The following is a 23,668-nucleotide window of genomic DNA, read 5'->3' on the forward strand; positions in this document are numbered from 1 at the left end:
CTGTTTGGAAAAAATTTCTGAAATGGTTTGCTCATTTTGTAACTGATTGATAAAATATCGTGTGACAAGTGTTATACTATTTTTGGTAAGACCACTTGGAGAGAAACAGATATGTTTTGAAGATAGAGGAGGATTCTATGAAACCTGGTTTAGCCCTTGGTCAGACGGCACGCGTCGAAACGACCGTCACGGAAGAGATGTTCGCACAGTTCGAAGGAACCGTCGTCCATCCCGCCTACTCCACTGTGTCGATGGTTTATCATATGGAGTGGGCCGCCCGCAAAATCATCCTCCCTTATCTGGAATCGTCAGAAGAAGGCGTCGGGGGAGCAGTCAACGTAAAACATCTGAATATGGCACCACTCGGATCACAGGTCAGCATCATAGCGACGGTGACAGAACTGCGGGACAACCGCGTCCGGACAAAAATCGACGTCACGAACGAACACGGGTTGATCGGCGTCGGCGAAGTCACGCAAATCATTTTGGATAAACGATTTATTGAGGACAAGTTGACGACACACGTTTTTTAAACTAAAAAATGAAAGCGCTTACTTAGAAATCCAAGGAGGCTTTGACATGAACATGATCAATCCATCTACAAACACATCTTTATCAATCATGGAAAAAATCGCAGGACACGAGCAGGTCGTCTTTTGTAACGATCCGATTTCGGGACTTCAAGCCATCATCGCGATTCACGATACGACACTTGGTCCGGCACTTGGCGGTTGTCGCATGGCACCGTATGCGACCGTCGATGAAGCACTAGACGATGTCTTGCGTCTGTCGCGCGGCATGACCTATAAATGCGCCGCTGCCGACGTCGATTTCGGCGGAGGGAAAGCTGTCATCATCGGTAATCCGGCAGCGGACAAAACGCCGGAAATGTTTCGTGCTTTCGGTCGATTCGTCGATTCGTTAGGCGGACGTTTCTATACGGGGACGGACATGGGGACGACGATGGACGACTTCGTCCATGCGAGTCGCGAAACCTCACGGATCGTCGGCATCCCGGAAGCCTTTGGCGGGAGTGGTGATTCGTCGATTCCGACTGCTGAAGGTGTCATCAATGGATTACGTGCAACGATTCAGAGCCTGTTCGGATCGGACGACTTGAGTCGTGCCTCTTACGCCGTCCAAGGACTCGGAAAAGTCGGTTATAAGGTCGCAGAACAACTTTTACATGCCGGTGCCAATCTGTATGTCTCGGACATTAACGAAACAGCACTCGCCTCGATCGTCAAAGAAGCCGAGATGACACCGGGAACGGTTCATGTTGTCGCCCCACACGAGATTCACCTGACGGATGCCGATGTCTTCGTCCCTTGTGCCTACGGCGGTGTCATCCGTGCGGATAACATCGCAAGTCTTCCGTGTAAGGCAATCTGCGGTTCAGCCAACAATCAGCTCGCAGACGATTCGCTCGCTGAAGAATTGATGCAGCGCGGCATCCTTTATGCTCCCGATTACATCGTCAATGGCGGTGGTCTGATTCAAGTCGCAGATGAACTGTACGGAGCCAATCATGAACGGGTCCTCCTGAAAACACGTCACATTTACGATGCCGTCCTGGAAGTATTCGGACAATCACGTGCCGAGTCGATTACGACACTCGAAGCCGCAAACCGAATGTGTGACAAACGGATTCACGTCCGCGCCCGCCACAATAACATCTTCACGAACACAACGAAACCGAAGTGGAACATTCGCAATCAATCTTGATGGAGGTGGACGAGATGGAATCACAATTCCCGATTCAACGTATCATCGACGATGCCGGTCAAATCGTCGACGAGACGAAACGAGACGCTTTGACGAAAGAATTAGCGTTACAGTTATTCACGCACATGAACCGGATTCGGACATTCGACCGAAAAGCGATCAACTTGCAACGCCAAGGGCGACTCGGAACCTATGCCCCGTTTGAAGGACAGGAAGCGGCTCAAGTCGGCAGTGCCCTGGCGTTAAACGATACGGACTGGATTTTTCCGACGTACCGTGATCACGGGGCGACGTTGACGTTCGGTGCCGATATGGTACGGACACTCCTTTACTGGAACGGACGGGTCGAGGGGTGTGTCCCGACGGACGACTTGCATATCTTCCCCCCTGCCGTTCCGATTGCCACACAAATCCCCCACGCGGTCGGTGCCGCATGGGCGGAAAAACGAAAAGGAACGTCCGCCGTCTCCGTTGCCTATTTCGGAGACGGGGCGACGTCTGAAGGTGACTTCCATGAGGGGATGAACTTCGCAAGTGTCTTCCAGGCACCGGTCATTCTGTTCAACCAAAATAACGGTTATGCGATTTCTGTCCCGATCCAAAAGCAGATGCACTCGGAGACAATCGCCCAAAAAGCACTCGCTTACGGCATGCCGAGCGTCCGGATTGATGGAAACGATGCCTTTGCCGTCTACTTCACGATGCAAGAAGCTGTCGCCCGCGCACGGAACGGTCAGGGACCGACATTGATTGAGGCCGTCACATGGCGGTTCGGTGCCCATACGACAGCGGACGACCCGTCGAAGTACCGCGATCAAGAACGGTCGCGCGACCGTGTCGATCCGCTCGAGCGCCTCGAACAGTTCATGCGCACGCATGGATTTTACGACGACACGGAAATCGATGCAATCCGGACACGCCATCAAATGGAGGTCGAGGAGGCCGTCAAAGCGATGGAAGCCTTCAAGCTACCGGCAATCGATGACCTGTTCGATCATACCTATGCGACGTTGCCAGCAGACGTCGCGCGTCAAAAAACCGCTTACCTGACTGCGAGGGGGAACTAACATGGCGACACCAATCAATCAGCAAACCGACATGACGCTCATCCAAGCCGTCACGGATGCATTACGCATTAAATTAGCGACCGACGACACGACGCTTGTCCTCGGCGAAGATGTCGGGAAAAACGGCGGTGTCTTCCGGGCAACGGACGAACTGCAAGCCGAATTCGGCGAGGACCGTGTCATCGACACCCCACTCAGTGAAGCGGGGATTGTCGGGACCTCGGTTGGACTTGCCGTCAATGGCTTTAAACCGATCGTCGAAATTCAATTTCTCGGGTTCATTTATCCGGCTTATGAACAAATCATGACCCACGTCTCGCGCATTCGGATGCGGACGATGGGACGCTACAGCGTACCGATGGTCATTCGTGCGCCGTATGGTGCCGGAATCCGCGCCCCGGAAATTCATTCGGACAGCACGGAAAGTTTATTCACCTCGATGCCAGGACTCAAGGTCGTCTGCCCTGCGACGCCTTACGATGCCAAAGGACTGTTACTTGCTGCGATCGATGACCCCGATCCCGTTCTGTTCCTCGAATCGATGCGGAGCTATCGCGCTTTCAAGGAACCCGTCCCAAATGAAGCCTATACGATTGAAATCGGTAAAGCGAACATCGTCTCGGAAGGGACCGACGTCACGTTGATTGCCTGGGGTGGAATGGTGCAAGTCGCTCAAAAAGCAGCAGCACAGGCAGAAAAACAAGGTCTCTCTTGTGAAGTGCTCGACCTGCGGACACTTTATCCGCTCGATCAAGAGACGATCGCCGCCTCCGTCCAAAAAACAGGACGGGCCGTCATCGTCCACGAGGCCCACGCGATGGGCGGTCTCGGGACAGACTTGATTGCTTTGATTAATGACACATCCTTCCTCTACTTACGGGCACCGATTGCCCGCGTGACCGGATTTGATGTTCCCGTCCCGTTGTTCGCACTAGAGGATCACTATATTCCGACACCCGCCCGCGTACTTGAAGCGATTACGCGTACGGTCGACTTCTAAGGAGCTGAGTTTATGACTGAAGTGAAACTACATGATGTCGGAGAAGGCATGACGGAAGGTGAAATCGCCCATTATCTCGTCAAAATCGGTGATCATGTGACGCTTGATCAACCGGTTGTCGAAGTGTCGACCGATAAAATGGTCGCTGAACTACCGGCACCGATTTCCGGCGTCATCAAAGACATCTTAATTCCGGTCGGCCAGACCGTCACTGTCGGAACGACACTCCTCCTGATTGAATCCGGTGACGAGGACGCGGCAACACGTGAAACCGTCACCGAGCCATCGCGTCCTGTCGTGAACGCGCGAACACCGCTTGCCATACAGACGCGCCGTGTCCTCGCGACACCGTACACACGAAAAATCGCTCGCGATCACGGAATTGATATCGAACAAGTACCCGCATCGGACCCATCCGGACGCGTTTCGGAAGAGGATGTTCTGCAGTTCGTCACAAGTCGAGAATCCGCGTCACCTGTCCGGCCTGAAGCCGTCACGGCTCCTGAAGCGGTCACACCGCCAGCTACTCCGACGACGTTACCGTTTCGCGGGATCCGCAAACAGATTGCGAAGAAGATGACGCAATCGCTCTTTACGATTCCTCATGTCACGCACTTTGAAGAAATCGACATGACTCGTCTCCTCGCGCTGCGGGCAGAACTAAAAGCGAACGGGACACCGATCAGTGTCAACGCCTTCTTCGTCAAGGCACTTGTCGTTGCCCTAAAAGACTTCCCGGTCTTCAATGCCAAACTGGATGAAGCCAATGATCAAATCATTTTAGAGCAGGAGTACCATATCGGAATCGCGACGGAAACGGAAGACGGCTTAATCGTCCCTGTCGTCCGTCAAGCCGACCAGCTCTCACTCCGCCTGTTACATGAACAACTCGCCGGACTGCACACACGGGCGAAAACAAACGAGTTGCGGGCGGGCGACTTAAAAGCGAGCACGTTCACGATGAGTAATGTCGGGCCGCTCGGCAGTACCGGTGCGACGCCCATCATCAACTACCCGGAGACCGCCCTAATCGCTTTTCATAAAACAAAAAAACGGGCTTGCGTCGATGAAAACGATCAAATCGTCGTCCGCTCGATGATGAACGTCTCGATGTCGTTTGATCACCGCGTCGCGGACGGAGCGACGGCCGTCGCCTTCACGAATCGCTTCGCCGGTCTGATTGAACAACCGACTACTTTATTAATGGAGTTGATTTAAATGGTCGTAGGAGAACTGACACAAGAGCGTGACCTCCTCATTCTCGGAGGTGGACCGGCTGGTTACACAGCTGCGATTCGGGCGAAACAGCTTGGACGCGACGTCACATTGATTGAGCGGGAACGACTCGGTGGAACATGTTTGAACGTCGGATGTATTCCGTCGAAAGTATTGGCGCATGCTGCGCAGGAGCGAACACGTCTCTCACACTTGACGGCACTCGGCTTTTCCATCGAAACGACACATGATTTCGGCCAGTTAGCAAGCTACCGTGACCAAGTCGTGACGAAGCTGCGCCAAGGCGTCGAAGCGCTATGTAAAGCTAACGATATTGAATACGTGACCGGGTCTGCGTCCTTCCTCTCAGACGACCGGATCGGTGTCGAACACGGACATCAGTTCGATACGTACCGTTTTCAGGATGTCGTGATCGCAACCGGCAGCCACAGCATCCGTGAAGAATCATCCGTTCTCTTGAACGCGGAACAACTGTATCAATTACAAGAATTACCGGACAGTCTGATCATCATCGGGAACGATTATATCGCGATTGAAGCAGCGATGAGTTTCCGGGCACTCGGGACAGATGTGACGTTGATTGCTGACGGCTTTGAGCTCGACACAAGTCTCGAAAAAGAATTGAAGCGGACGTTCAAAAAACAAAAAATCACACTTGTCAGCGGCACTGTGACGACGATTACACCGGCGGATACTCATGTCGACGTCACAATCGTCAAGGCTGAACAAGAAAAAACCGTCCAGGCCAGTTACCTCTTCCAGTCGTTGCCACGCGTAGCCAATACACTTGATTTAGGAGTCGATCGGCTTGGTCTGACGTTAAACGAGGATGCAACACTAGTCGTAGATGCGCTTGGTCGAACAAACTTCCCCCATATTTATGCGATTGGGGACATAACACCTGGTCCGCAACTCGCGACGCGGGCAATCCATGAAGCAAAACGGACGGCGGAACATCTCGGTGGCGCTTCACCTGATACGACGATTCCTTACTTCCCGACAATCATCCGCTCACTTCCGCCAATCGCTTCCATCGGCTTGACGGAACAAGCAGCCACTGAAGGCGGGTTCACGGTGCAAGTCGGACAGTTTCCATTGACGGCAAACGGGGCGAGCAGTATCGATGCGGCCAGCGGTTTTATCAAAGTCGTCTCGGACGCGAAGACATCACTGATTTTAGGCATTCATATGATTGGGGACGGTGCCCTTGAACTCGCCGGTACATGTGCGCTTGCCCTTGAAATGGCTGCGAAACAAGAAGATTTACGTTTTCCGGTCCAAGCACACCCGAGTCGCAATGAAGCCTTGACGGAAGCACTCGAAGCACTGGTCGGACAAGCAATCCATCTTCCACCACGTCAACAGGCTGTCTTCTCGAACACGTAACCACACCACTTGTTTTTGAAGGAGCAATGCCCGATGGAACTTTACTTTACGAAACTTGAATGGGAACACCATTGCTTTCCGATTGCTGCGACGTCGGACGGTCTCTGTTATGTCGGTGCGTTTGACGAACCGTCCGAACTCTTTGAAGACTGGAAACGAAAGCATCTTCCACGGGCTGAAGTCTTAATTGACGATTCAAGAATCAATCCGTACCGGGAGCAACTGCTCGGTTATTTGCAGGGAGAGCGGACGGCCTTTACATTGCCACTTCACCCGATCGGGACACCGTTCCAGCTCGATGTCTGGCAAGCATTGCAAGCTGTTCCATACGGAAACACTACAACGTATTCCGAGATCGCAGCGGCCGTCTCACGCCCTCGTGCCATCCGGGCAGTCGGCACGGCAATCGGGAAAAACCGGTTGCTGTTAGTCATCCCCTGTCACCGGATTGTCGGTAAAAATGGTGGTTTGATTGGCTACTGGGGTGGATTGAACATGAAACGCCGCTTGCTTGCCTTAGAGCAAGAAGTCAGTCCGAATTCAATGTAATTGAAAACCCGAGCGACTCCGTTTTCTAACAAGAAGCGGAGCACTCGGGTTTTCTCGTAGACACGGCGTTCATTACGTCGCGGTTGATGAACAATTAGCCTTTTGTTCATATGTTTTTCTCGGTTGAGGCATGAGTCATCGAGATTAAAACAAAATGAAATGGAGACAAGCTAAAAGTCAACGATCAAGCGGTTGTTGATTCTCATGCGAGACTTCGCTTTCCACGGGCGGAAGGCGAGCCTCCTTGTCACTTACGTTCCTCGGGGGTCTCACCTATTCCGCTGTTCCCGCAGGAGTCTCCGTCTCGCATGAGAATCAACGGATGACACCTGCTTCAGCATGTTCTTCATCAAAAGAATATAAAGATGAACAGCGGATGACTCAAACGAGGGACGTCACCCCTCCGATATCAGTTTACATTATTGATTCCAAACTGATATGTCGTCTCCCACTGGTACGTCGCACCCGGTTCGATGAGAATCGATGGAAAACGGGATTCATTGACAGCATTCGGATGAACTTGTGCCTCAAGGCAAAGACCAAGTGACGGACGGGACGGGACACCGCGAACCGTATAGTCGGTCAAAAGTTGTGTTCCCGTATATAAGACGACGACCGGCTGATTCGTCGTCATCTGTAACGTTCGTCCTGATACCGGATCCATGAGTTGCGCTCTCCCTTCGTCTAAGACGAACGGATGATCATAACCGTTCCCGGCATTGAACGTCTCCTCACTTTCCGATTCAGCGCCACTGCGAATCGACCGCCCTGTCCGGAAATCAAGGACCGTTCCGTCGACCGCACGGAATTCACCCGTCGGTAGCAGATCGGATCCGAGCGGTAGATAGGTCGAACTCGGTAACGTCAACTGATGATCCAGAATATCGCGTTGTAAGTTCCCGGACAGGTTCCAGTACGTATGATTCGTCACGTTCAGTGGTGTCGTCTGATCCGTCGTTGCTTCAATCGACAACGTCAATGCTGTCCCGTTTAGCCGGTAGATGACATCCACGGTTACATTTCCGGGATACCCTTCGCAACCATCCGGACTGAGCGTCCGTAAGTGCAACAGCTGTTCCGTTGCTTCGATGACATCAAAGAAGACTTGATCGAAGCCGTGCGTGCCGCCATGTAAGTGATTCGTTCCGTCATTTGCCGCAAGGTGATAGGTTTGTTCAGCAATTGAAAAGCGGGCTTGCCCAATCCGTCCGGCGACCCGGCCGACGATTGCTCCGAAATACGGCGAATGTTCTTTGTACGCGGCCAGTGTATCGAAGCCGAGCACCACACTCTCCATCTTGCCCGAGCGATCTTTGACCCGGACGTCATTGATGATGCCACCGTAATTCCATATCTCGACTTCCATGTCCGGTTGCATCAAGCGGTGCCGAACGAGTCGCGCGTCTTCTGTTTGATGTGTCTCGTACGTCATCGCCGGTCACCTGTCACTTGATGTGTCACCGTCTGCAGGAACCGGTTAAGTCCCGCCTGCCCTGCCTCCGTCTGTTTGAAGACACCGCAGTCTTCGAGTCCACGGACGAATTTTTCGGCCACCGCTTGTTCGACGTAAGCTGTGACCGGTTGACCGGTGTACTGTTGCTTCAACGCTTCTGCCCAAGTCCGGTGTACCGGCAAGACGTCCGTCGTTTCACCGACGATGAACTGTTCGACCTGCTTTAGTTCTTCAAGCAACCGGGCTGGTAAGACCGCAAGTCCCATCACTTCAATCAAGCCGATGTTTTCACGTTTGATGTGGTGGATGTCCGCGTGCGTATGGAAAATGCCATCCGGATGTTCGACAGAGGTCCGGTTGTTTCGTAAGACAAGATCGAGTTCATAGACGCCGTTTCGCATCCGGGCAATCGGTGTCACCGTGTTATGCCGGACGCCGTCTGTCATCGCAATGATTTCCTGCTCCGCGTCACTATACGTCAGCCAGGCTGTATACACATCATCGGCAGCAGCGAGTAACTGGTGACGATCAGGGCTACTCAAGCGGATGACGCTGAGCGGCCAGTGTAACGTTTGCCCACTGACATCCGGTTGTTGCGGCAAGTCGAACCGGCTTTGGATCGTTGCTCGGTCCATCGCGAACTCATAACGCCCGCCTTGGTAATGATCGTGCGTCAAAATCGAACCGCCGACGATTGGTAAATCAGCATTTGACCCTGCAAAATAATGCGGGAATTGATCGACGAACTCCAGTAATCGTTCAAAGGCGTCGCGGTTGATTACCATATCGCGATGCGCCTGCGACAAAATGATGCTATGTTCGTTGTAGTAAACGTATGGCGAATACTGCAATGCCCAATCCTCACCTTGGAGTGTCAACGGAACGATCCGGTGGTTCGCCCGAGCCGGATGATTGCTGCGTCCGGCATAACCGACGTTCTCGACACAAAGCAAACACGTTGGATAGGTCGATGCTGCAACAGGTTCTGTCCGGGCTGCCGCAATTTCGCGTGGATCTTTTTCCGGTTTCGATAAGTTGATTGTAATATCAATTTCCCCGTAAACCGTCGCTGCCTTGTACTGGATGTTTTTCGCAATCCGTTTCGTCTGGATATAATTGCTCGCCTGACTGAGTTGATAGAAATAATCCGTTGCGTGCACCGGATTTTCTTTGTAGAGCTGATTGAACGTCGTCGTGATCGTCGAAGGACGATCGACGAACACATCCATTAATTCAGCTGCGAAACGTTCTTTTTCATCGAGTCGTGCTGCAAGCCGTCCGGACGCAATCATTTCTTCCACCAGCGCCTCGAGGATGTCTGGAATCGGTTCCGCTGTAACAGTCCCTGGATCGGTATAATCCGCCTGACCGACAAGCGCAAGAATTCGATTACGCGCATAGATTTCATCTTCTGCGTCAATCAGATGTTCAGCAATCGCTTGCTCAATCAATCGTTTGATGTGTTCATTCATCGCCTTCACTCTCCTCAATCCATTCTCTCTCTTATGTTGTCTGATAGCCGTTCGGACGGCGTTCGTGCCAGTTCCAGGCATCACGGATGATTTGGTCGATGTCCGTCCGACGCGGTGACCAGTCGAGAACACGTTTTGCTTTTTCTGATCCTGCGATTAACGTACTCGGATCACCGGCACGTCTTGCGACGACTTGTTCCGGAATCGGGTGCCCCGTCACCCGGCGCGCCGCCTCGATGATTTCGCGGACGGAAAATCCGTTGCTCGAACCGAGGTTAAAGACATCACTCGTGTGTCCTTGTTGTAAGTAATCGAGTGCGAGAATATGGGCATCAATCAAATCTTCGACATGAATGTAATCCCGGATGCATGTCCCGTCTGGCGTCGCGTAGTCATCCCCATAAATCGAGATGACAGACCGCTGATTGTTTGCGACTTCAAGGACAAGTGGAACAAGGTGTGTCTCTGGTGTATGGTCCTCTCCGACTTCTCCTGTCGCGCGTGCTCCAGCGACGTTGAAGTAACGTAACGCCACATAACGAAGACCATGTGCTTGTTCGCACCATTTCATCATCTTCTCCATCATCAATTTCGTTTCACCGTACGTATTCGTCGGGTTCGTCATTGCCGTCTCGAGAATCGGCATCGTTTCTTGCTCACCGTATGTCGCAGCCGTCGAAGAGAAGACGATTTGTTTGATATCATGTGCGACCATTGCCTCGAGTAAGACTTCCGTTCCGTAGACGTTATTGTTGAAGTATTTTAATGGTTGTTCCATCGACTCCCCGACCAACGAAAAGGCAGCGAAATGAACGACTTGTTCAATCGTCTCTTTTGTAAAGACACGGTCAAGGAACGACCGGTCGCGAATATCTCCTTCGTATAAACGGGCTTGCGGATGGACCGCCTTTTTGTGACCTGCCTGTAAATGATCAATGACGACGACGTCTTTTCCAGCATCAATCAACTGATAGACCGCATGGGAGCCGATATAGCCGGCCCCACCGACAACTAGTACTGCCATATTAGATGACCTCCCGTTCGACTTCACGCGCTCCGTCTCCGACAGTCGCCGTGTAGAACGTTGCCGGATAACCGATCCGGCTTTCATAGCGTTGTCCGACGGCATCGATGAATCGGTCGACTGTTGACGTTTCAACGATTGCAATCGCACAGCCACCAAAGCCGGCTCCTGTCATCCGTGCCCCAAGGACACCCGGTTGCGCCCAAGCCGCTTCGACCAACGCGTCGAGTTCTTGCCCTGTCACTTCATAATCGTGTTGGAGTGACCGGTGCGACGCATTCATCAATTCTCCGAATTCCTCGAGTTGCCCTGCTTGTAGTGCTTCCAAGGCTTGTAACGTCCGCTCATTTTCAGAAATGGCATGGCGTGCCCGGCGCATCAAGCGTTCGTCGTCGAGTGTGACGGTTTCGAATTCTGCCATCGACCAATCTCCGAGCGTTGCATACGGCCGGACTTGCTGTAACTGTTCGAGCACCTGTTCACACTCCGCACGTCGCTCGTTGTATTTTGAATCGGCGAGTTCACGCCGCTTGTTCGTGTTCATGATGATGATCGTATAGCCCGTCAAGTCGAGCGGTGCATACGTGTAATCAAGCGTTTGGCAGTCAAGGAGTAATCCTGACCCTGCCTGTCCCATCCCGATCGCAAATTGATCCATGATGCCACTGTTGACGCCGATGTAGTGATTTTCGACCTGCTGACCGAACTTCACGAGTTCGACCCGGTCGAGATCCAATTCATATAAACGCTCGAGCATGACACCGATGACGAGTTCGAGTGAAGCAGACGAAGACAACCCTGCTCCGTTCGGAATATCCCCTTTAATCAAGACGTCAAATCCTGACGTGATGGCGTACCCGGCTTCCCGGAGGATGTGCACCATTCCTTTGGCATAATTCGTCCAACCGTCTTGCGGATTATGGGCCAAGTCGTCTAATCCGACTTCGATGATGCCGTCTGCTTCGAAGTTGAGTGAATAGAAACGACACGTTGCATCATCCCGTTTTCGGGCAATCGCATGCGTCCCGAGCGTCAAGGCACATGGAAACACATGACCTCCGTTATAGTCCGTATGCTCTCCAATCAAATTGATACGCCCTGGCGCAAAAAAGCGATGTGTCGCCTGTACATCGAATTGCTCTTCAAAGATTTGTTCTAACGTCTGGTCGGTCATGCGATCGGCTCCTTTTGCTCAATTTGTCTCAATTGATAGATGGGTTGAATTCGTAAACAACGTGCTTCATAGTCCGTCGAATAAGAGAAGTTCAGTCCTTGGTTCATCAAGTAAGCACCGCTCACCTGGCGATCTTCCACTTGATAGAGTCTACTTGCATCTAATCCCGTCAGTTTAAAGCTGTACTGGTGAATGCCATGCTTACGCATCGGTGCAACCGCCAAAATGACTGTCTCAGTTTCAGACGTATACTGCATGATGCTCGCTGTCGTTTGTGAGAATGGACTGAGGCGGTATTGACGTCCGTGCTGAACTGTCGGCCGAATCGTCTTGTATGTCTCAATCCATCCTTTCGCTTCCGCGAGTTCACTTGCCGTCCACTCACTTAAGTTTCCACCGATGCCGAGCGTCCCTTGCATCGAAGAGACGAACCGCGTCGCAAGCGGTAAGTTCCGCCCATTCAACCAGTTCGGACCATCCGTCACCCAGCAACTCATCATTTTTGCATTATAGGCAAACGAGAAGTCATGTTGAATCGTCAACCGGTCAAGCGGGTCCGTGTTGTCACTCGTCCAGACTTGTTCCGTCCGCTCTAAAATCCCGAGATCAATCCGACCTCCGCCACCGGCACACGCTTCGAAGTCGACCGTCGGATGCCCGAGTCGTAGCTCGTCGAAGATTCGATATAAGGCATCGACGTGACGCTTCCAAAGTTCTTTTTGCGCGTCCGGCGTTTGCGACGGGACACCCGGCTCAGAGAATGCCCGATTCATGTCCCACTTGATGTAGTCGATTTCGTGCGACGTCAATAATTCATCCATCATGTCATAAACAAAACGTTCGACTTCCGGTAAACCGAGGTTCAAGACGAACTGGTTTCTCGATGTCGTCCGGACAGCACCCGGAGCATGATAAATCCAGTCCGGATGTGCGCGATATAAATCGGAGTCCGGATTGACCATCTCCGGCTCGACCCAAAGACCGAACTGCATGTTTTTTCCCTTCACATACTCAATCAAAGGGGTCAGACCGTTCGGAAACTTCTTCCGATTGACGACCCAGTCGCCTAATCCCGCTTGATCGGAGTGACGTTCACCGAACCAGCCGTCATCGACGACGAATAGTTCACATCCGATGTCCGCTGCTTGATTGACGAGTGCCCGTTGTCCCTGTTCCGTCACATCGAAATACGTCGCTTCCCATGAGTTATAGAGGACCGGTCGAACGTTTTCACGGTCAGACGCCGGCATGATCACGTGACGCTGGAAGTCATGCGCGCGCGCACTCATTCCGGCGAAGCCGTCCGGAGTATAGCCGATATAAAAGACCGGTGTTATTAGACGTTGTTCAGCGTCAAGCGTCCAGCTGAAGTCAAATCCATTCATCCCACCCGATAGTTGGACGAACCCGAAGGCATCTTGTTCAGCGTGAATCGACCAGTTGCCCGAATAGGCAAAATGGCCGTAAATGACTTCGCCCGTCGTCTCTGTCGCATTGTGTTCAAGCGCGAACCAGGGATTTGCCTGGTGACTCGTCACACCGCGTCGACTTTCAATCGTCTTGCGTCCTGCTGTCAGCGGCGTGATTTGTTTTTGGAATTCGCCCGTCCATGTCCCGGCATAATGATGGAAGTTGAGCGTCGGACGATTTAAAAGTCCCATCGCGAACGACTGCGCCGTCGTCAAACGGACAGGTCTTTCTCCTGCGTTTTCGACGATGAGCGAGCGCCCGATCATATCGTATGCCGCGAAAAGTTCATACCGTACCCCGACGCGCAAATCTTGGAGGGGATCGTGGAGCCATAAGACAAGTGCCGTATCCGACAGCTCTGCTTGCTCGAAAGAAAATTGACTGATTCTTGCTCCGTCTGCCCGTTCTGATTTTAACGTCGGTTCTGTATAGACCATCTCACCGAACGGGATAAAGTCGTACGTCGCGACGCCGTCTGGCGATTCGAATGAACTGTGGGCAAGAACCGCACTCGGTAACGCCGCATAATCTGCTCGATACGGAAGTCGTGCCCCGAAATACGTATGAACGAGCTTCCCATTCGCTCCGATTGTCACGACATGCGCGACATCTTGTCCTTCAATCACGAATCGGTGTTTCGATACTTCAAAGATTGCCATGGTCCTACCTCCTTACGTCGTCAGAATCAGTGTCGCAAGCGGTGCGAGTGTCACTGTTCCACTGTATGTCTCTTGCGTCGTCAGCTCCTGATATGTTCCGTCAAGCGTGACTTGTTTCGTTTCTTTTGTGTCATGGTTCATCAGGAAGACGAAATCGCGTGTTTCCCCGTGACGGCGAACGACTTCGACCTGGTCCGGCACTTCAAGCGTCTCGATTCCTGCTTCTTCAAAGGCTTGCGCGTAAATCGTATCGATCATCGCGTCATCGATCGACGCTCCGATGTACGTGATTGTTCCTTTGTATTGATTTCGCGTGACGGCTGCGACACCATCGTAAAATGTATCGCGATAAACGGCGAGCGGCTCTGCCGTCGTCGGTGTAATGAGATCGCACCAGAGGCGTGCCGTCGACGATTGTCCGTCAAGTCCCTCGACACGGTTTTGCTGGACCGCTTGAAGGGATTCATATTCATCGATTTCAATGCCGGCATACGTGGCAAACTTCCCGGGAAGTGTTTTCGGGATGACATTGTTATGCGGATCCTTGACACCTGTCCGGTACGTAAAGATGACGTGCCCCCCTTGTTCCATGTAATCAATCAATGCTTGATCGAACGTCGGGTTCGTCAGGAAGTACAGCGGCACGATAATCAGTTTGTAGCCGTCAAGCGCATCGCCCGGGAAAACGATGTCCGTCGCAACCTGCTTGCGGACAGCCCCGCCGTAAAAACGGACGAACTCGGTCCGGAAATCAAATGCATCGCTGTGTGGTTGATGCGTCCAGGCCCAAACGTTTTCCTGATCAAAATAGACACCGACATCCGCTCGGTACGTACTGGCATTGATCTCGTCGCCGAACGTATTTAGTTCCGTCATGATCTGTTTGACTTCAGCAAACTTCCGTTTCGGTTTCCCGTCGTGGTCGATGATGCCGTGGCAAAATTCTTCCGTCCCGAACAAGGCTGCCCGGAAGCGGAAATAGACGATCGCTTCCGCGCCGCGCGCAACGGCTTGATACGTCCAGAGACGAATATGACCCGGGCGTGGTAAGTATCCGATTTTGCTCCACCCCTGTGCGCCACTGAGCTGTTCCATGACCCAGAAACCTTTGCCCTGTTTCGACGACCGGCAGAGATCGTGATCGCTCGCCATCTTCTCGAAACGGTTTGGTTCCGGTAACCCGCCCCAGACGGGATAGTTATCAAATGAGACATAGTCAAGATCTTGCGCCATCTGTTGTTGATTCACAGCCATATCGCTGTAGACGAGGTTATGTGTGATAAAGGCATCCGGATGGATATGTTCCCGTAAGACATCGACTTGCAGCTTGTTGTAATAGTTATAGCCGTCGGCACAAAATCGGTCGAAATCGACGAGCAGGGCAGGACTATGCTCTTGGTAAACTTTACGCGGGACGGGAATTTGTTCCCACGCCGTATAGGTTTGACTCCAAAAGACCGTTCCCCATGTCTCGTTTAACACGTCAAGCGTGCCATACCGCTTCTTGAGCCAGACCTGGAAAGCGGCCCGGTCGATAGCACTGTAAGAGCGGTCCGACTTTTCATGACCGTACTCATTATCTGTCTGCCAACCGATGACACGCGGATGTTGCCCGTACCGTTTCGCCATTTCCGTCGTAATCGCGACGGAAAACTTTTGATAGGTCTCACTGTGAACCGTATAGTGACGACGCGCACCAAAGCTGATCGTCACACCGTTTTCGTCGACCGGTAAAATTTCTGGATACTTATGACACATCCAGGCGGGTGGTGTTGCCGTCGGTGTACCGAGGACGATATCGAAGCCCGCGTCACTGAGTCGTGCGACGACGTCATCCCAAAAGTCGAAGTCATAAACCCCTTCTTCCGGTTCCATCATCGTCCACGCAAATTCTGCAATCCGGACGACGTTGACCCCCAGTTCTTTCATCAAACGAAAATCTTCCTCCCACAATTCACGTGGTGTTTGTTCCGGATAATAATCGACTCCTAAATACATATTGCTCCCCCTGACTCAAAAAACAAATTATTTTACTGCACCGGCCGTCATTCCTTTTTGGAAGAAACGTTGGAAGAAGATATAGAAGACCATTGTCGGTAAACTGATTAACACAAGTGAGGCATAGATTTTACCTGGATCGCCGCCGAGTGCATCTTTGAAGAAACTCGGTGCCATCGTGACTGTCTGGTAAGCGGGATCGGTCATGAACGTCAAGACCATCAAGTATTCGTTCCACGAGTTGAGGAACGCATAGATTAATGCTGTCGCAAGTGCCGGTTTCGCGAGTGGCAACATGACTTTGAAGAAGACTTCTAAAATTGTCGCACCGTCGATATAGGCCGCTTCCATCAGTTCGTTCGGCAATTCGTCAAAGTACCCTTTGATGAGCATCAAGCCGAACGGGAGGAAAAATGCAACTTCTGCCCCAATCAATCCCCAATGATTGTTCAGTCCGTCAAATGAACGGAGCGTAAAGAACAAAGGGACGATCATCGAAGCAACCGGTAACATTAAACCGGCGAGGACCATATTGAACATGAGACGCTTTCCTGCGAACTCTAGCTTTGAAAAAGCGAACGCTGCAAACGCAAGAATCGTGATTGAGATGATGATCATGAAGAAAGCAACAAAGAAACTGTTGAAGACGAACGTTGGGAAATTCGGGTTTTGTAACGTCGCGATATAGTTCTCAAATCCATTGACACGTAAGCTTTCCTTGAACATGACAAAGATCGGGAACAGCCAGACGATTGAAGCTAAGGCAAGGACAAGGTTGATCATCCAACGACTCTTTTTAGATTCTACATTCATGGTACGTTCCTCCTTAGTTATCCATTTTCTTTTGTATCCGTAATTGGAAATACGTGATCAGCAACGCGATTGTAAGTAGCACGATGGCGACAGCACTCGAGTAGCCGACTTCCTGTTGGAGCATTGATTTTCGGAATAAGTAGGTCGAGATAAATTCTGTGGACGATCCCGGCCCACCGGCAGTCGTGATCCAGACTAAGTCAAATGTCTTCAGTCCACCGATGACACCGAGGATCGATAACGTGAAGGTCGTGCCCTTTAAGTTCGGGAACACAATGCTCCAAAGGGTCCGGAAGAAACCAGCTCCATCAATTTTCGCAGCTTCGAAAATTTCTTTTTCAATCGTCAACATCGCCATGTAGTACATGACCATCGACGACCCTGTCCACTGGAAGATATTGATGGCGATGACGGAATAAAGCGCGATATCCGGATCGCCGAGCCAATTCTGCTCGAGACTCCCAAGACCGATTGCACGTAAGAATTCGTTGATGTATCCAAATTGGAAATCATAAATTTGTGTGAAAGCTGCCCCAAGGACGACCGGACTCAAAACGACCGGGAAGAAGAAGACCGATTTCATCGCAGTCCGCAGCGGTCCTTGTGTATGCAGGAAGTACGCGAGAACAAGTCCGATTCCAGCCTGGATTGTGACCGTCAAGACGGTGAAGATGAAGGTGTTTTTGAGCGAAAGATAAAAGTCCGGATCTCCGAACATTTCCGCATAGTTTGAAAGCCCGACAAACGCTTTATCAAACGAAATCCCGTCCCATGAGAAAAACGAGTTATAGGCATTGTAGAAAATCCCGTAGTAGATGAAACTGACGACGAAAAGGACGATTGGTGCGACAAATGCCCAACCGACCATATTTTGTTTCATCTTGCCTTTTTTTCTTGGAGCAGGTGAACGTGTCGCTGCTGGTTTTAACGGCTCTGCTTTTGGTTTAATCGGCAATTCCTGACGCTCTGTCTGCATGTTGATTCCTCACTTTCCTCTTTTCCAAAAATCAGGAAGTGATACGCCAGGCGCATCACTTCGCTGTCTACTGCTTATTTCGCCGATTTATCCGCTGTATCTTGAACACGTTGAAGTGCTTCTTTCGGATCTTGACCTGTTGCGATATTTTGAAGTTCCTTCCCGAGGATATCGTTCAATTTCGTATCCCGGATTCCACGGCTCGCGACTGCGTCCGCAAGCGTATCGTTTAACATTTTGTATGATTCTTTTTCGCCTTCCGATGTGAAAGCGGAATCAGAGTCGATTGTGACATCTTTAATTCCTGGTGCCATCTCGAACTCACCCATGTATACTTCTTGTCCTTCACCTTGACTCATGAAGGCGATGAACTCTGCTGCACCTTCTTGTTGTTTCGATTCTTTATTGACACCAAGCGCCATATCGATTGAAGCGATGATTGGTTGTTCTGTTCCGCCTACGAGGTTAGGAAGTGGTGCAAATCCAAGCTCATCGTCAATTTTCCATTTGTCTTTTTTCTCAGCCGTCGTCATCGAGTGTGCTTCCCATGAACCGATGACCCACATCGCAGCTTTTTTATCGAAGAACTGGTTCATCCCGTCATTGTAAGTCGCAAGACCCAGCGCTCCTTCTTGGAAGACTTTATCTTCGAAGAGGTCTTGCCATACTTGTGCTGTTTTGACCATTTCGTCATCTGTCCATTTTGCTTCACCCGACAAGACTTTTTGAATATAACCCGGCGCGACTTGGTGACTGAGGACGTTGTAGACATCGATGTCGATCCAAGCATCTTTTGCTCCGAGCATCAATGGAATGACTTTATCGCCAGACGCTTTGATTTTTTTGACGGCATCGACCGTTTCTTTATAGTTCTTAGGTGGCGTGACACCGTATTTATCAAGCATCGTCTTGTTGTACATCAAGTATGCTTGTCCTGTGAAACCGATTGGGACTGCGTATTGTGTACCGTCAAGTGTCGTCTGTTCAATCCCGAGCTCGACGAATTTATCTTTCCATCCATCTCCGGCTGCTTTATCCATATATGAATCGACCGGTACGACACGATCTTTATACTGCTGAATCATCGGTTCTTTTAAGCCAATGATGTCTGGGCCTTTACCTGACAACATTGCGACTTGAAGTTGCTTTTCATAGTCTTCACTGTACCGTTTGAATTCGACTGAATACTTGTCTTGCGATTTGTTGAACGCATCGACAACGGCTTTCCCAGCTTCAGGTTGTGGTGCCCAGCCCCACCAGGTAATGATTGTTTTACCGTCTTTTGTTGTCGTCTGTTGCTCATCTTCGCCACCACAAGCTGCGAGTAGTGCTGATAATGTAAGAACCGATGCTGCCGCTAAAATCTTCGATTTTTTAAATTTCATCTGATTGATCCCCTTTTTATGTGTAAGTATCATGCGTATTTTTGACCGTGTTGACCTTCCAGTTTCGCTTGTTTGCACCAGTCTTCCATCACCGTTTGGTCGATCGGCATTCCCTGTAGCCGAATCAACACGCGGGCAATCAAACGTAACCGATAATCCAATGTGTCGACTTCGCGAGCGACAAATAAGTAAAACTCTCCGCCAAGTGTTAAGCAGCCTGCCGTCCGCATTTGTTGCATCAATGCGCGTAATTCGATGTATCCGCTCTCATTTTTTCGAACATGCAGTTCTGAGGAACGGATTGTCAATACTCCTTGCACGGATGACATCCGGAATTGAAAAACTCCATCTTGTCGCGGACGGACGAGCACGATGTCTTGGTCCGGTGACCGTTCATCCCCTAGTTGTTGTTCAGTCATCCGCTGCGTTTGACGATCATAGTAAAAGCCGCGGATGGCCCCGTAACGCCCAAAAGCTTCACGATAGGAAACCCACGGATCTTTTGTTTCCATCGGCGCGTTGCCTCCTTCTTTCCGTTTCAGCTCGACTGGTCTTCGCCAGTCCGCATCCACCTCCACCGTTCACATGAACTTAGTAAATTAAATTTATTATCTATCTTTAAAAAGACTATAGCATATGACTTTTATATTTGTAAACGTTTTCATAAATTATTTTTCGGGGTTATCTCGAGATTGCTTGAAGTCCTGATAACTGAGGGCGTGACAAAGCGTCTTTTTCGTTGCTTTCCTCGGGCGAGGCGCAAGCCGTTGCTCCTTGGTCCTAACGGACACGAGCAGGGTCTTGCCTGCCTCTGAAAGTGCGTTAAACACGCACTTTTTCCCGTAGGAGTCAACGAAACGTGACGCTTTTTAAGTAATACCGTGAGAGAAATCCAGGCATGCAGACGATTTGGAGCGCAATCCGTCTTGAATCGCTTTAGACCAATTGCCGCTTTGAAGATGAAGCGAGAAAGGGAAGCGCGAACTGATTGCTTCTCGTTATCGCATTTTCACTCTTCATAAGAGTTTGCCTACAGTCAAAAAAACTACTTCCGTCATATCGATGGAAGTAGTTTATACTTTAAATCGTTTGAAAGACACTATTTGTCGCTAAGGCAGCTGCACTAAGTGCCCCTTGTTTTTCACTCCACGGCACCATCTTCACGTCCGTCTGTCGCGAGGCTGTTGTCAGCGCCGTATGCGCGACCCGTTCTTTAATCTGCTCGACGATGCCCGGTGCGCGTTCAAACATCGGGCCGCCTAGTAAAATCCGTTTCGGGTTCAACAAGTGAATCGTATTCAATACACCAATCCCGATATACTCTCCTGCTCGATGATAGGCGCGCGCCGCTTGTTCGTCTCCTGCCACTAAACGACTCCGCAGTTCCAGTAAGGTTTTTACTTGCGGATCAATGACTTCAAAATCGCGCAACAGTGACTTTTCGCCTGCCAATGCCTCAAGGCAACCACGATTGCCACAAGAACAGATGGGTCCATCTAGATCAAGTCGCATATGTCCGACTTCACCCGTGATGTGGTTTTCCCCATCAATCAACTTTCCATCCAGTACATAGGCGCCTCCAATCCCTTCGCCTGCATAAAGGTAAAAGAATTGATCGACCCCAACCCCCTCGCCAAATAACAATTCGAAGGAAGCGAGCGCACGCACGTCATTCTCGATGAAAACTGGATAGGCAAATCGTTCCTCTAAATGTTTTTTTAGTGCGACATCATGAAGGTGGAACCGAGGGGCAAATAGGATGACACCTGTTTCCGGATTAACCATCCCGTGGACAGAAATCCCGATGCCATGAATCGTCCCGACACCGTTTGTCGCTTCAATCAATTCTTCACACAGTTGACTGACGGCATCAATCATATCGTCACTCGTATCAAAGTGTCCGATTGATTCGACTTCATGGATCGTATTTCCACTCAAGTCGGCGATGACACCGATGAAACGATGACTCGTCGCATCGATTCCGATGACATATTGTTCCGTCGCAACCAATTCAAGCATGATTGGTTTGCGTCCCCCATTCGAAACTCCGAGTTCCCGCTCCGTCACGAGACCATCGGCAATCAACTCACTGACGATGTTCGAGACCGTCGGCTTCGTCAAATTTGTCCGCTGGGCAAGTTCGACCCTCGAAATTGGCTGATGCATTCGAATCAGGCGTAACACAAGTGCCCGATTGTAGGAGCGCATCCATTTTGAATTACGTGGTGTCTCTTTAGTCATGCTTCCCCTCATCCCCTCTAACCTTCTCCTTCCTATCTTCGCACATTTTGTAAGGGATTTCACTGTCTCCTTTTTAACTCATTTTGAAAGAGAAAGAGGCGAGGTTTCACGCTTCATCATACGGCTGCTCGATGACGAGGATTCGGCTACCGTCTGGCTTTTCCGTCAACTCCATTTCAATAATGGCCTGCCCGACTAGCAACACAGCCGGCAATTCTGGGTCCGTCTTCCGAAAAAAGCTGACATGACCTTGATAAACGTCCATATAATCAGCGAATAAAAACGTTCCATTGACATGGATTTCGTCTTGCTTCGGGTTGAATTCAAGTCGCGGGACCCCGAACCATGCTTCTCCGTTCAAATACAACAATGGTTTGTTTCCAATTCCTTCATTGGTGGCTCGGCGCACTTCAATCGCTCCTTTCGTCTCATAATAAAGGCGGTCATCCCCTCGTGTCGCAATGACAATCGGATTGTCTTGATACAGGACGATTTCAAGAATTTCATCCGCCTGTTCGACATAATAACCCGAGTCATCAGCTGTCGCAAAACTAATCGTGTACAGTTGAATCCAGGCGACGACATCTGTTACTTCGACCGGCTTCAAAAATAACGCGGAGACAAGATACGTCCGCTCCGGCATCACGATTAAGTTGACACAGATATCTGCCAATTGAATCGTTCGTACTTGTGTTGAAGGATACATTTCTTCGTAATCTTTCATAAAAATCACTTCATAATAATGCGTCGTCTCCCGGAGCTCTCTCCCAGGTAAACGACGATCAAAGTCGGCAATCTGGATGCGTTTCATGTTGTGCCTCCTCTGCAAAAACCTGTAAGTGTCTCATGCTGATTATTACCCAAAATTTGGTCTCTTTGCACTCCCCTAAAAATCAAAAAATCACCTCCCGATTTTTTCAGGAAGGTGACGCGTCAGATTGTTTTCATTGGAGATACAAGTCGTAGAGAACATAGAGCACTAGCGCAATCACAAAGACGAAAAAGAATTTTCCCGTACCAAAAAAAACACGGTCGCTTGTTTCGTTCCGATTATTTTTATCCGGATACATTATACAACTCCCTTTCTCATCTATCCAATTTTTCTCATATTGAATAGTTTCGCCTTTTGCGGCATCAATTCCTTCCGAACTGACGATTGATTTCTTTAAGATTTCATCCCGTTCGCAAAAAAGACGAGCGTTTCTTCTTCGTCCGTCGTTAACACACGGTCGACCGTTTCTTTGTATAATCGATGCATCTCTGAAATCTTCCCACCTGCTCGCTCCGTCACATCCATCGCCTGACGTAACATCACGACTTCTTGTTCGAACGCTTCGCGGGGCATTGCCTCACCGTGCGACCAAACGTAATACGCCGCATCATACTCCGCGATTGCATCAAGTAACAACGTCATTCGCTCGACCGTATAGTTCCATTTCGCCGAAAAGATATCAGCATACATCGCGTCCCCTAAAAATAAGACACGTTCTTCCGGTATGTAAACAAGCAGACTCCCGGGTGAATGGTCATTTTCGACTTCGCGCAGAATACAATGCACACCCCCTAAGTCGACGACAAGTTCTCCCTCGAATTGAATATTTGGCAATTGTACTGCTATATCACGTGTCGGACCAAACTCGAGCTTGATGGCATCGGCACAAAACGGTATCTCGATTCCCTGCTCGATTCGCGCTTCGAGTGATTCATCTGTCCAGTCATAATCTAGCATCTGTTCAATTCGCGCTACCGTCCGCTTCGTTGCCATCGCCGGAAGGTTCATTTCCTTTAGTCCGAAAATATGATCCCAGTGCCAATGCGTCAATGCCAGTAAATCAGGTTTTTTCAAGCCCTGTCGCTCCACTTCTTCTAAAAACAGTGCCGCATGCCGGCTCGAGTTTCCTGCGTCAATCATCAGACTGCGTTTTGCTCCGACGATCAGCCCTAAAATCGGTCGATCCGTTTCACTGACCGGCGTTTGATACCATACACGATCCGTCAATTGGTTAAATTGTTGCATCTTCATCGCCTCCTGCTTGTAGT

At 50.4% G+C, this 23,668-nt stretch carries 20 protein-coding genes; 7 read left to right on the forward strand and 13 right to left on the reverse strand.

Annotation, left to right across the window (positions count from 1 at the left end):
• The first annotated feature begins 137 nt into the window (after positions 1 to 137).
• From KNP98_RS09585 to KNP98_RS09615, 7 genes are read left to right on the forward strand one after another with little or no spacing between them, the layout of a single operon-like run.
• Entirely contained in the window at positions 138 to 533 is a 396-nt protein-coding gene (locus KNP98_RS09585) for a thioesterase family protein (RefSeq protein ID WP_088836210.1), read from the forward strand.
• 46 nt (positions 534 to 579) lie between these two features.
• Positions 580 to 1,725 (forward strand): Leu/Phe/Val dehydrogenase, encoded by a 1,146-nt coding sequence (locus KNP98_RS09590; RefSeq protein WP_214811282.1) that lies wholly within the window; start codon positions 580 to 582, stop codon positions 1,723 to 1,725.
• 14 nt (positions 1,726 to 1,739) lie between these two features.
• Entirely contained in the window at positions 1,740 to 2,792 is a 1,053-nt protein-coding gene (gene pdhA, locus KNP98_RS09595; RefSeq protein ID WP_214767223.1) for a pyruvate dehydrogenase (acetyl-transferring) E1 component subunit alpha, read from the forward strand.
• A 1-nt stretch (position 2,793) separates the two neighbouring features.
• Positions 2,794 to 3,792, forward strand: a complete 999-nt coding sequence (locus KNP98_RS09600; RefSeq protein ID WP_088836207.1) for an alpha-ketoacid dehydrogenase subunit beta — start codon at positions 2,794 to 2,796, stop codon at positions 3,790 to 3,792.
• Positions 3,793 to 3,804: 12 nt separating this feature from the next.
• A complete protein-coding gene (locus KNP98_RS09605) occupies positions 3,805 to 5,010 on the forward strand; it encodes a dihydrolipoamide acetyltransferase family protein (protein ID WP_214811285.1) in 1,206 nt (401 codons plus the stop codon).
• A complete protein-coding gene (locus KNP98_RS09610) occupies positions 5,011 to 6,414 on the forward strand; it encodes a dihydrolipoyl dehydrogenase family protein (protein WP_214811288.1) in 1,404 nt (467 codons plus the stop codon).
• Between the two features lie 33 nt (positions 6,415 to 6,447).
• Entirely contained in the window at positions 6,448 to 6,963 is a 516-nt protein-coding gene (locus KNP98_RS09615; protein ID WP_088836204.1) for a methylated-DNA--[protein]-cysteine S-methyltransferase, read from the forward strand.
• Positions 6,964 to 7,372: 409 nt separating this feature from the next.
• Here KNP98_RS09615 and KNP98_RS09620 read toward each other — a convergent pair whose 3' ends face one another.
• The 13 genes from KNP98_RS09620 to KNP98_RS09680 all read right to left on the reverse strand — a co-directional run bounded on the left by KNP98_RS09620 (position 7,373) and on the right by KNP98_RS09680 (position 23,645).
• Positions 7,373 to 8,395 carry an aldose epimerase family protein gene (locus tag KNP98_RS09620; RefSeq protein WP_214803369.1) on the reverse strand — a complete coding sequence of 341 codons (1,023 nt, stop codon included), beginning with the start codon at positions 8,393 to 8,395 and terminating at the stop codon, positions 7,373 to 7,375.
• Positions 8,392 to 9,888 (reverse strand): UDP-glucose--hexose-1-phosphate uridylyltransferase, encoded by a 1,497-nt coding sequence (locus KNP98_RS09625; protein ID WP_214811291.1) that lies wholly within the window; start codon positions 9,886 to 9,888, stop codon positions 8,392 to 8,394. The genes KNP98_RS09620 and KNP98_RS09625 overlap by 4 nt, the downstream gene beginning before the upstream one ends.
• A gap of 31 nt (positions 9,889 to 9,919) precedes the next feature.
• On the reverse strand, positions 9,920 to 10,912 hold the full coding sequence (gene galE / locus KNP98_RS09630; protein ID WP_088836201.1) for a UDP-glucose 4-epimerase GalE: 993 nt from the start codon (positions 10,910 to 10,912) through the stop codon (positions 9,920 to 9,922).
• Between the two features lies 1 nt (position 10,913).
• A complete protein-coding gene (locus KNP98_RS09635) occupies positions 10,914 to 12,086 on the reverse strand; it encodes a galactokinase (protein WP_214805531.1) in 1,173 nt (390 codons plus the stop codon).
• Positions 12,083 to 14,215 carry an alpha-galactosidase gene (locus KNP98_RS09640; protein ID WP_214770436.1) on the reverse strand — a complete coding sequence of 711 codons (2,133 nt, stop codon included), beginning with the start codon at positions 14,213 to 14,215 and terminating at the stop codon, positions 12,083 to 12,085. Before KNP98_RS09640 ends, KNP98_RS09635 begins: the two co-directional genes overlap by 4 nt.
• A 12-nt stretch (positions 14,216 to 14,227) precedes the next feature.
• The gene (locus KNP98_RS09645) at positions 14,228 to 16,213 is read right to left on the reverse strand and encodes a beta-galactosidase (RefSeq protein ID WP_214767235.1); all 1,986 of its coding nucleotides are present in this window, start codon (positions 16,211 to 16,213) and stop codon (positions 14,228 to 14,230) included.
• Positions 16,214 to 16,240: 27 nt separating this feature from the next.
• Positions 16,241 to 17,026 (reverse strand): carbohydrate ABC transporter permease, encoded by a 786-nt coding sequence (locus tag KNP98_RS09650; RefSeq protein WP_088836197.1) that lies wholly within the window; start codon positions 17,024 to 17,026, stop codon positions 16,241 to 16,243.
• Positions 17,027 to 17,039: 13 nt separating this feature from the next.
• Complete coding sequence (locus KNP98_RS09655; RefSeq protein WP_088836196.1) at positions 17,040 to 18,002, reverse strand: carbohydrate ABC transporter permease; 963 nt, start codon at positions 18,000 to 18,002, stop codon at positions 17,040 to 17,042.
• Between the two features lie 74 nt (positions 18,003 to 18,076).
• The gene (locus tag KNP98_RS09660; RefSeq protein ID WP_088836195.1) at positions 18,077 to 19,387 is read right to left on the reverse strand and encodes an ABC transporter substrate-binding protein; all 1,311 of its coding nucleotides are present in this window, start codon (positions 19,385 to 19,387) and stop codon (positions 18,077 to 18,079) included.
• A gap of 29 nt (positions 19,388 to 19,416) precedes the next feature.
• On the reverse strand, positions 19,417 to 19,899 hold the full coding sequence (locus tag KNP98_RS09665) for a hypothetical protein (RefSeq protein WP_029332520.1): 483 nt from the start codon (positions 19,897 to 19,899) through the stop codon (positions 19,417 to 19,419).
• Between the two features lie 568 nt (positions 19,900 to 20,467).
• On the reverse strand, positions 20,468 to 21,628 hold the full coding sequence (locus tag KNP98_RS09670) for an ROK family transcriptional regulator (RefSeq protein ID WP_214767239.1): 1,161 nt from the start codon (positions 21,626 to 21,628) through the stop codon (positions 20,468 to 20,470).
• Between the two features lie 106 nt (positions 21,629 to 21,734).
• Entirely contained in the window at positions 21,735 to 22,439 is a 705-nt protein-coding gene (locus KNP98_RS09675) for a hypothetical protein (protein WP_214767241.1), read from the reverse strand.
• Positions 22,440 to 22,793: 354 nt separating this feature from the next.
• Positions 22,794 to 23,645 carry an MBL fold metallo-hydrolase gene (locus KNP98_RS09680; RefSeq protein WP_214811294.1) on the reverse strand — a complete coding sequence of 284 codons (852 nt, stop codon included), beginning with the start codon at positions 23,643 to 23,645 and terminating at the stop codon, positions 22,794 to 22,796.
• Positions 23,646 to 23,668 lie beyond the last annotated feature (23 nt).

The sequence above is a fragment of the Exiguobacterium sp. s127 genome (genome assembly GCF_018618695.1).
GTDB classification, from domain to species: domain Bacteria; phylum Bacillota; class Bacilli; order Exiguobacteriales; family Exiguobacteriaceae; genus Exiguobacterium_A; species Exiguobacterium_A oxidotolerans.

Excerpts from the sequence above, each read along its gene's own strand:
- KNP98_RS09585 (WP_088836210.1), top strand. The coding sequence starts at position 138 with ATGAAACCTGGTTTAGCCCTTGGTCAGACGGCACGCGTCGAAACGACC.
- KNP98_RS09655 (WP_088836196.1), bottom strand. The coding sequence starts at position 18,002 with ATGCAGACAGAGCGTCAGGAATTGCCGATTAAACCAAAAGCAGAGCCG.
- KNP98_RS09650 (WP_088836197.1), bottom strand. The coding sequence starts at position 17,026 with ATGAATGTAGAATCTAAAAAGAGTCGTTGGATGATCAACCTTGTCCTT.
- KNP98_RS09665 (WP_029332520.1), bottom strand. The coding sequence starts at position 19,899 with ATGGAAACAAAAGATCCGTGGGTTTCCTATCGTGAAGCTTTTGGGCGT.
- KNP98_RS09680 (WP_214811294.1), bottom strand. The coding sequence starts at position 23,645 with ATGCAACAATTTAACCAATTGACGGATCGTGTATGGTATCAAACGCCG.
- KNP98_RS09625 (WP_214811291.1), bottom strand. The coding sequence starts at position 9,888 with ATGAATGAACACATCAAACGATTGATTGAGCAAGCGATTGCTGAACAT.
- KNP98_RS09615 (WP_088836204.1), top strand. The coding sequence starts at position 6,448 with ATGGAACTTTACTTTACGAAACTTGAATGGGAACACCATTGCTTTCCG.
- pdhA (WP_214767223.1), top strand. The coding sequence starts at position 1,740 with ATGGAATCACAATTCCCGATTCAACGTATCATCGACGATGCCGGTCAA.
- KNP98_RS09635 (WP_214805531.1), bottom strand. The coding sequence starts at position 12,086 with ATGACCGACCAGACGTTAGAACAAATCTTTGAAGAGCAATTCGATGTA.
- KNP98_RS09600 (WP_088836207.1), top strand. The coding sequence starts at position 2,794 with ATGGCGACACCAATCAATCAGCAAACCGACATGACGCTCATCCAAGCC.
- KNP98_RS09590 (WP_214811282.1), top strand. The coding sequence starts at position 580 with ATGAACATGATCAATCCATCTACAAACACATCTTTATCAATCATGGAA.
- KNP98_RS09675 (WP_214767241.1), bottom strand. The coding sequence starts at position 22,439 with ATGAAACGCATCCAGATTGCCGACTTTGATCGTCGTTTACCTGGGAGA.
- KNP98_RS09645 (WP_214767235.1), bottom strand. The coding sequence starts at position 16,213 with ATGTATTTAGGAGTCGATTATTATCCGGAACAAACACCACGTGAATTG.
- KNP98_RS09610 (WP_214811288.1), top strand. The coding sequence starts at position 5,011 with ATGGTCGTAGGAGAACTGACACAAGAGCGTGACCTCCTCATTCTCGGA.
- KNP98_RS09660 (WP_088836195.1), bottom strand. The coding sequence starts at position 19,387 with ATGAAATTTAAAAAATCGAAGATTTTAGCGGCAGCATCGGTTCTTACA.
- KNP98_RS09620 (WP_214803369.1), bottom strand. The coding sequence starts at position 8,395 with ATGACGTACGAGACACATCAAACAGAAGACGCGCGACTCGTTCGGCAC.
- KNP98_RS09670 (WP_214767239.1), bottom strand. The coding sequence starts at position 21,628 with ATGACTAAAGAGACACCACGTAATTCAAAATGGATGCGCTCCTACAAT.
- KNP98_RS09640 (WP_214770436.1), bottom strand. The coding sequence starts at position 14,215 with ATGGCAATCTTTGAAGTATCGAAACACCGATTCGTGATTGAAGGACAA.
- KNP98_RS09605 (WP_214811285.1), top strand. The coding sequence starts at position 3,805 with ATGACTGAAGTGAAACTACATGATGTCGGAGAAGGCATGACGGAAGGT.
- galE (WP_088836201.1), bottom strand. The coding sequence starts at position 10,912 with ATGGCAGTACTAGTTGTCGGTGGGGCCGGCTATATCGGCTCCCATGCG.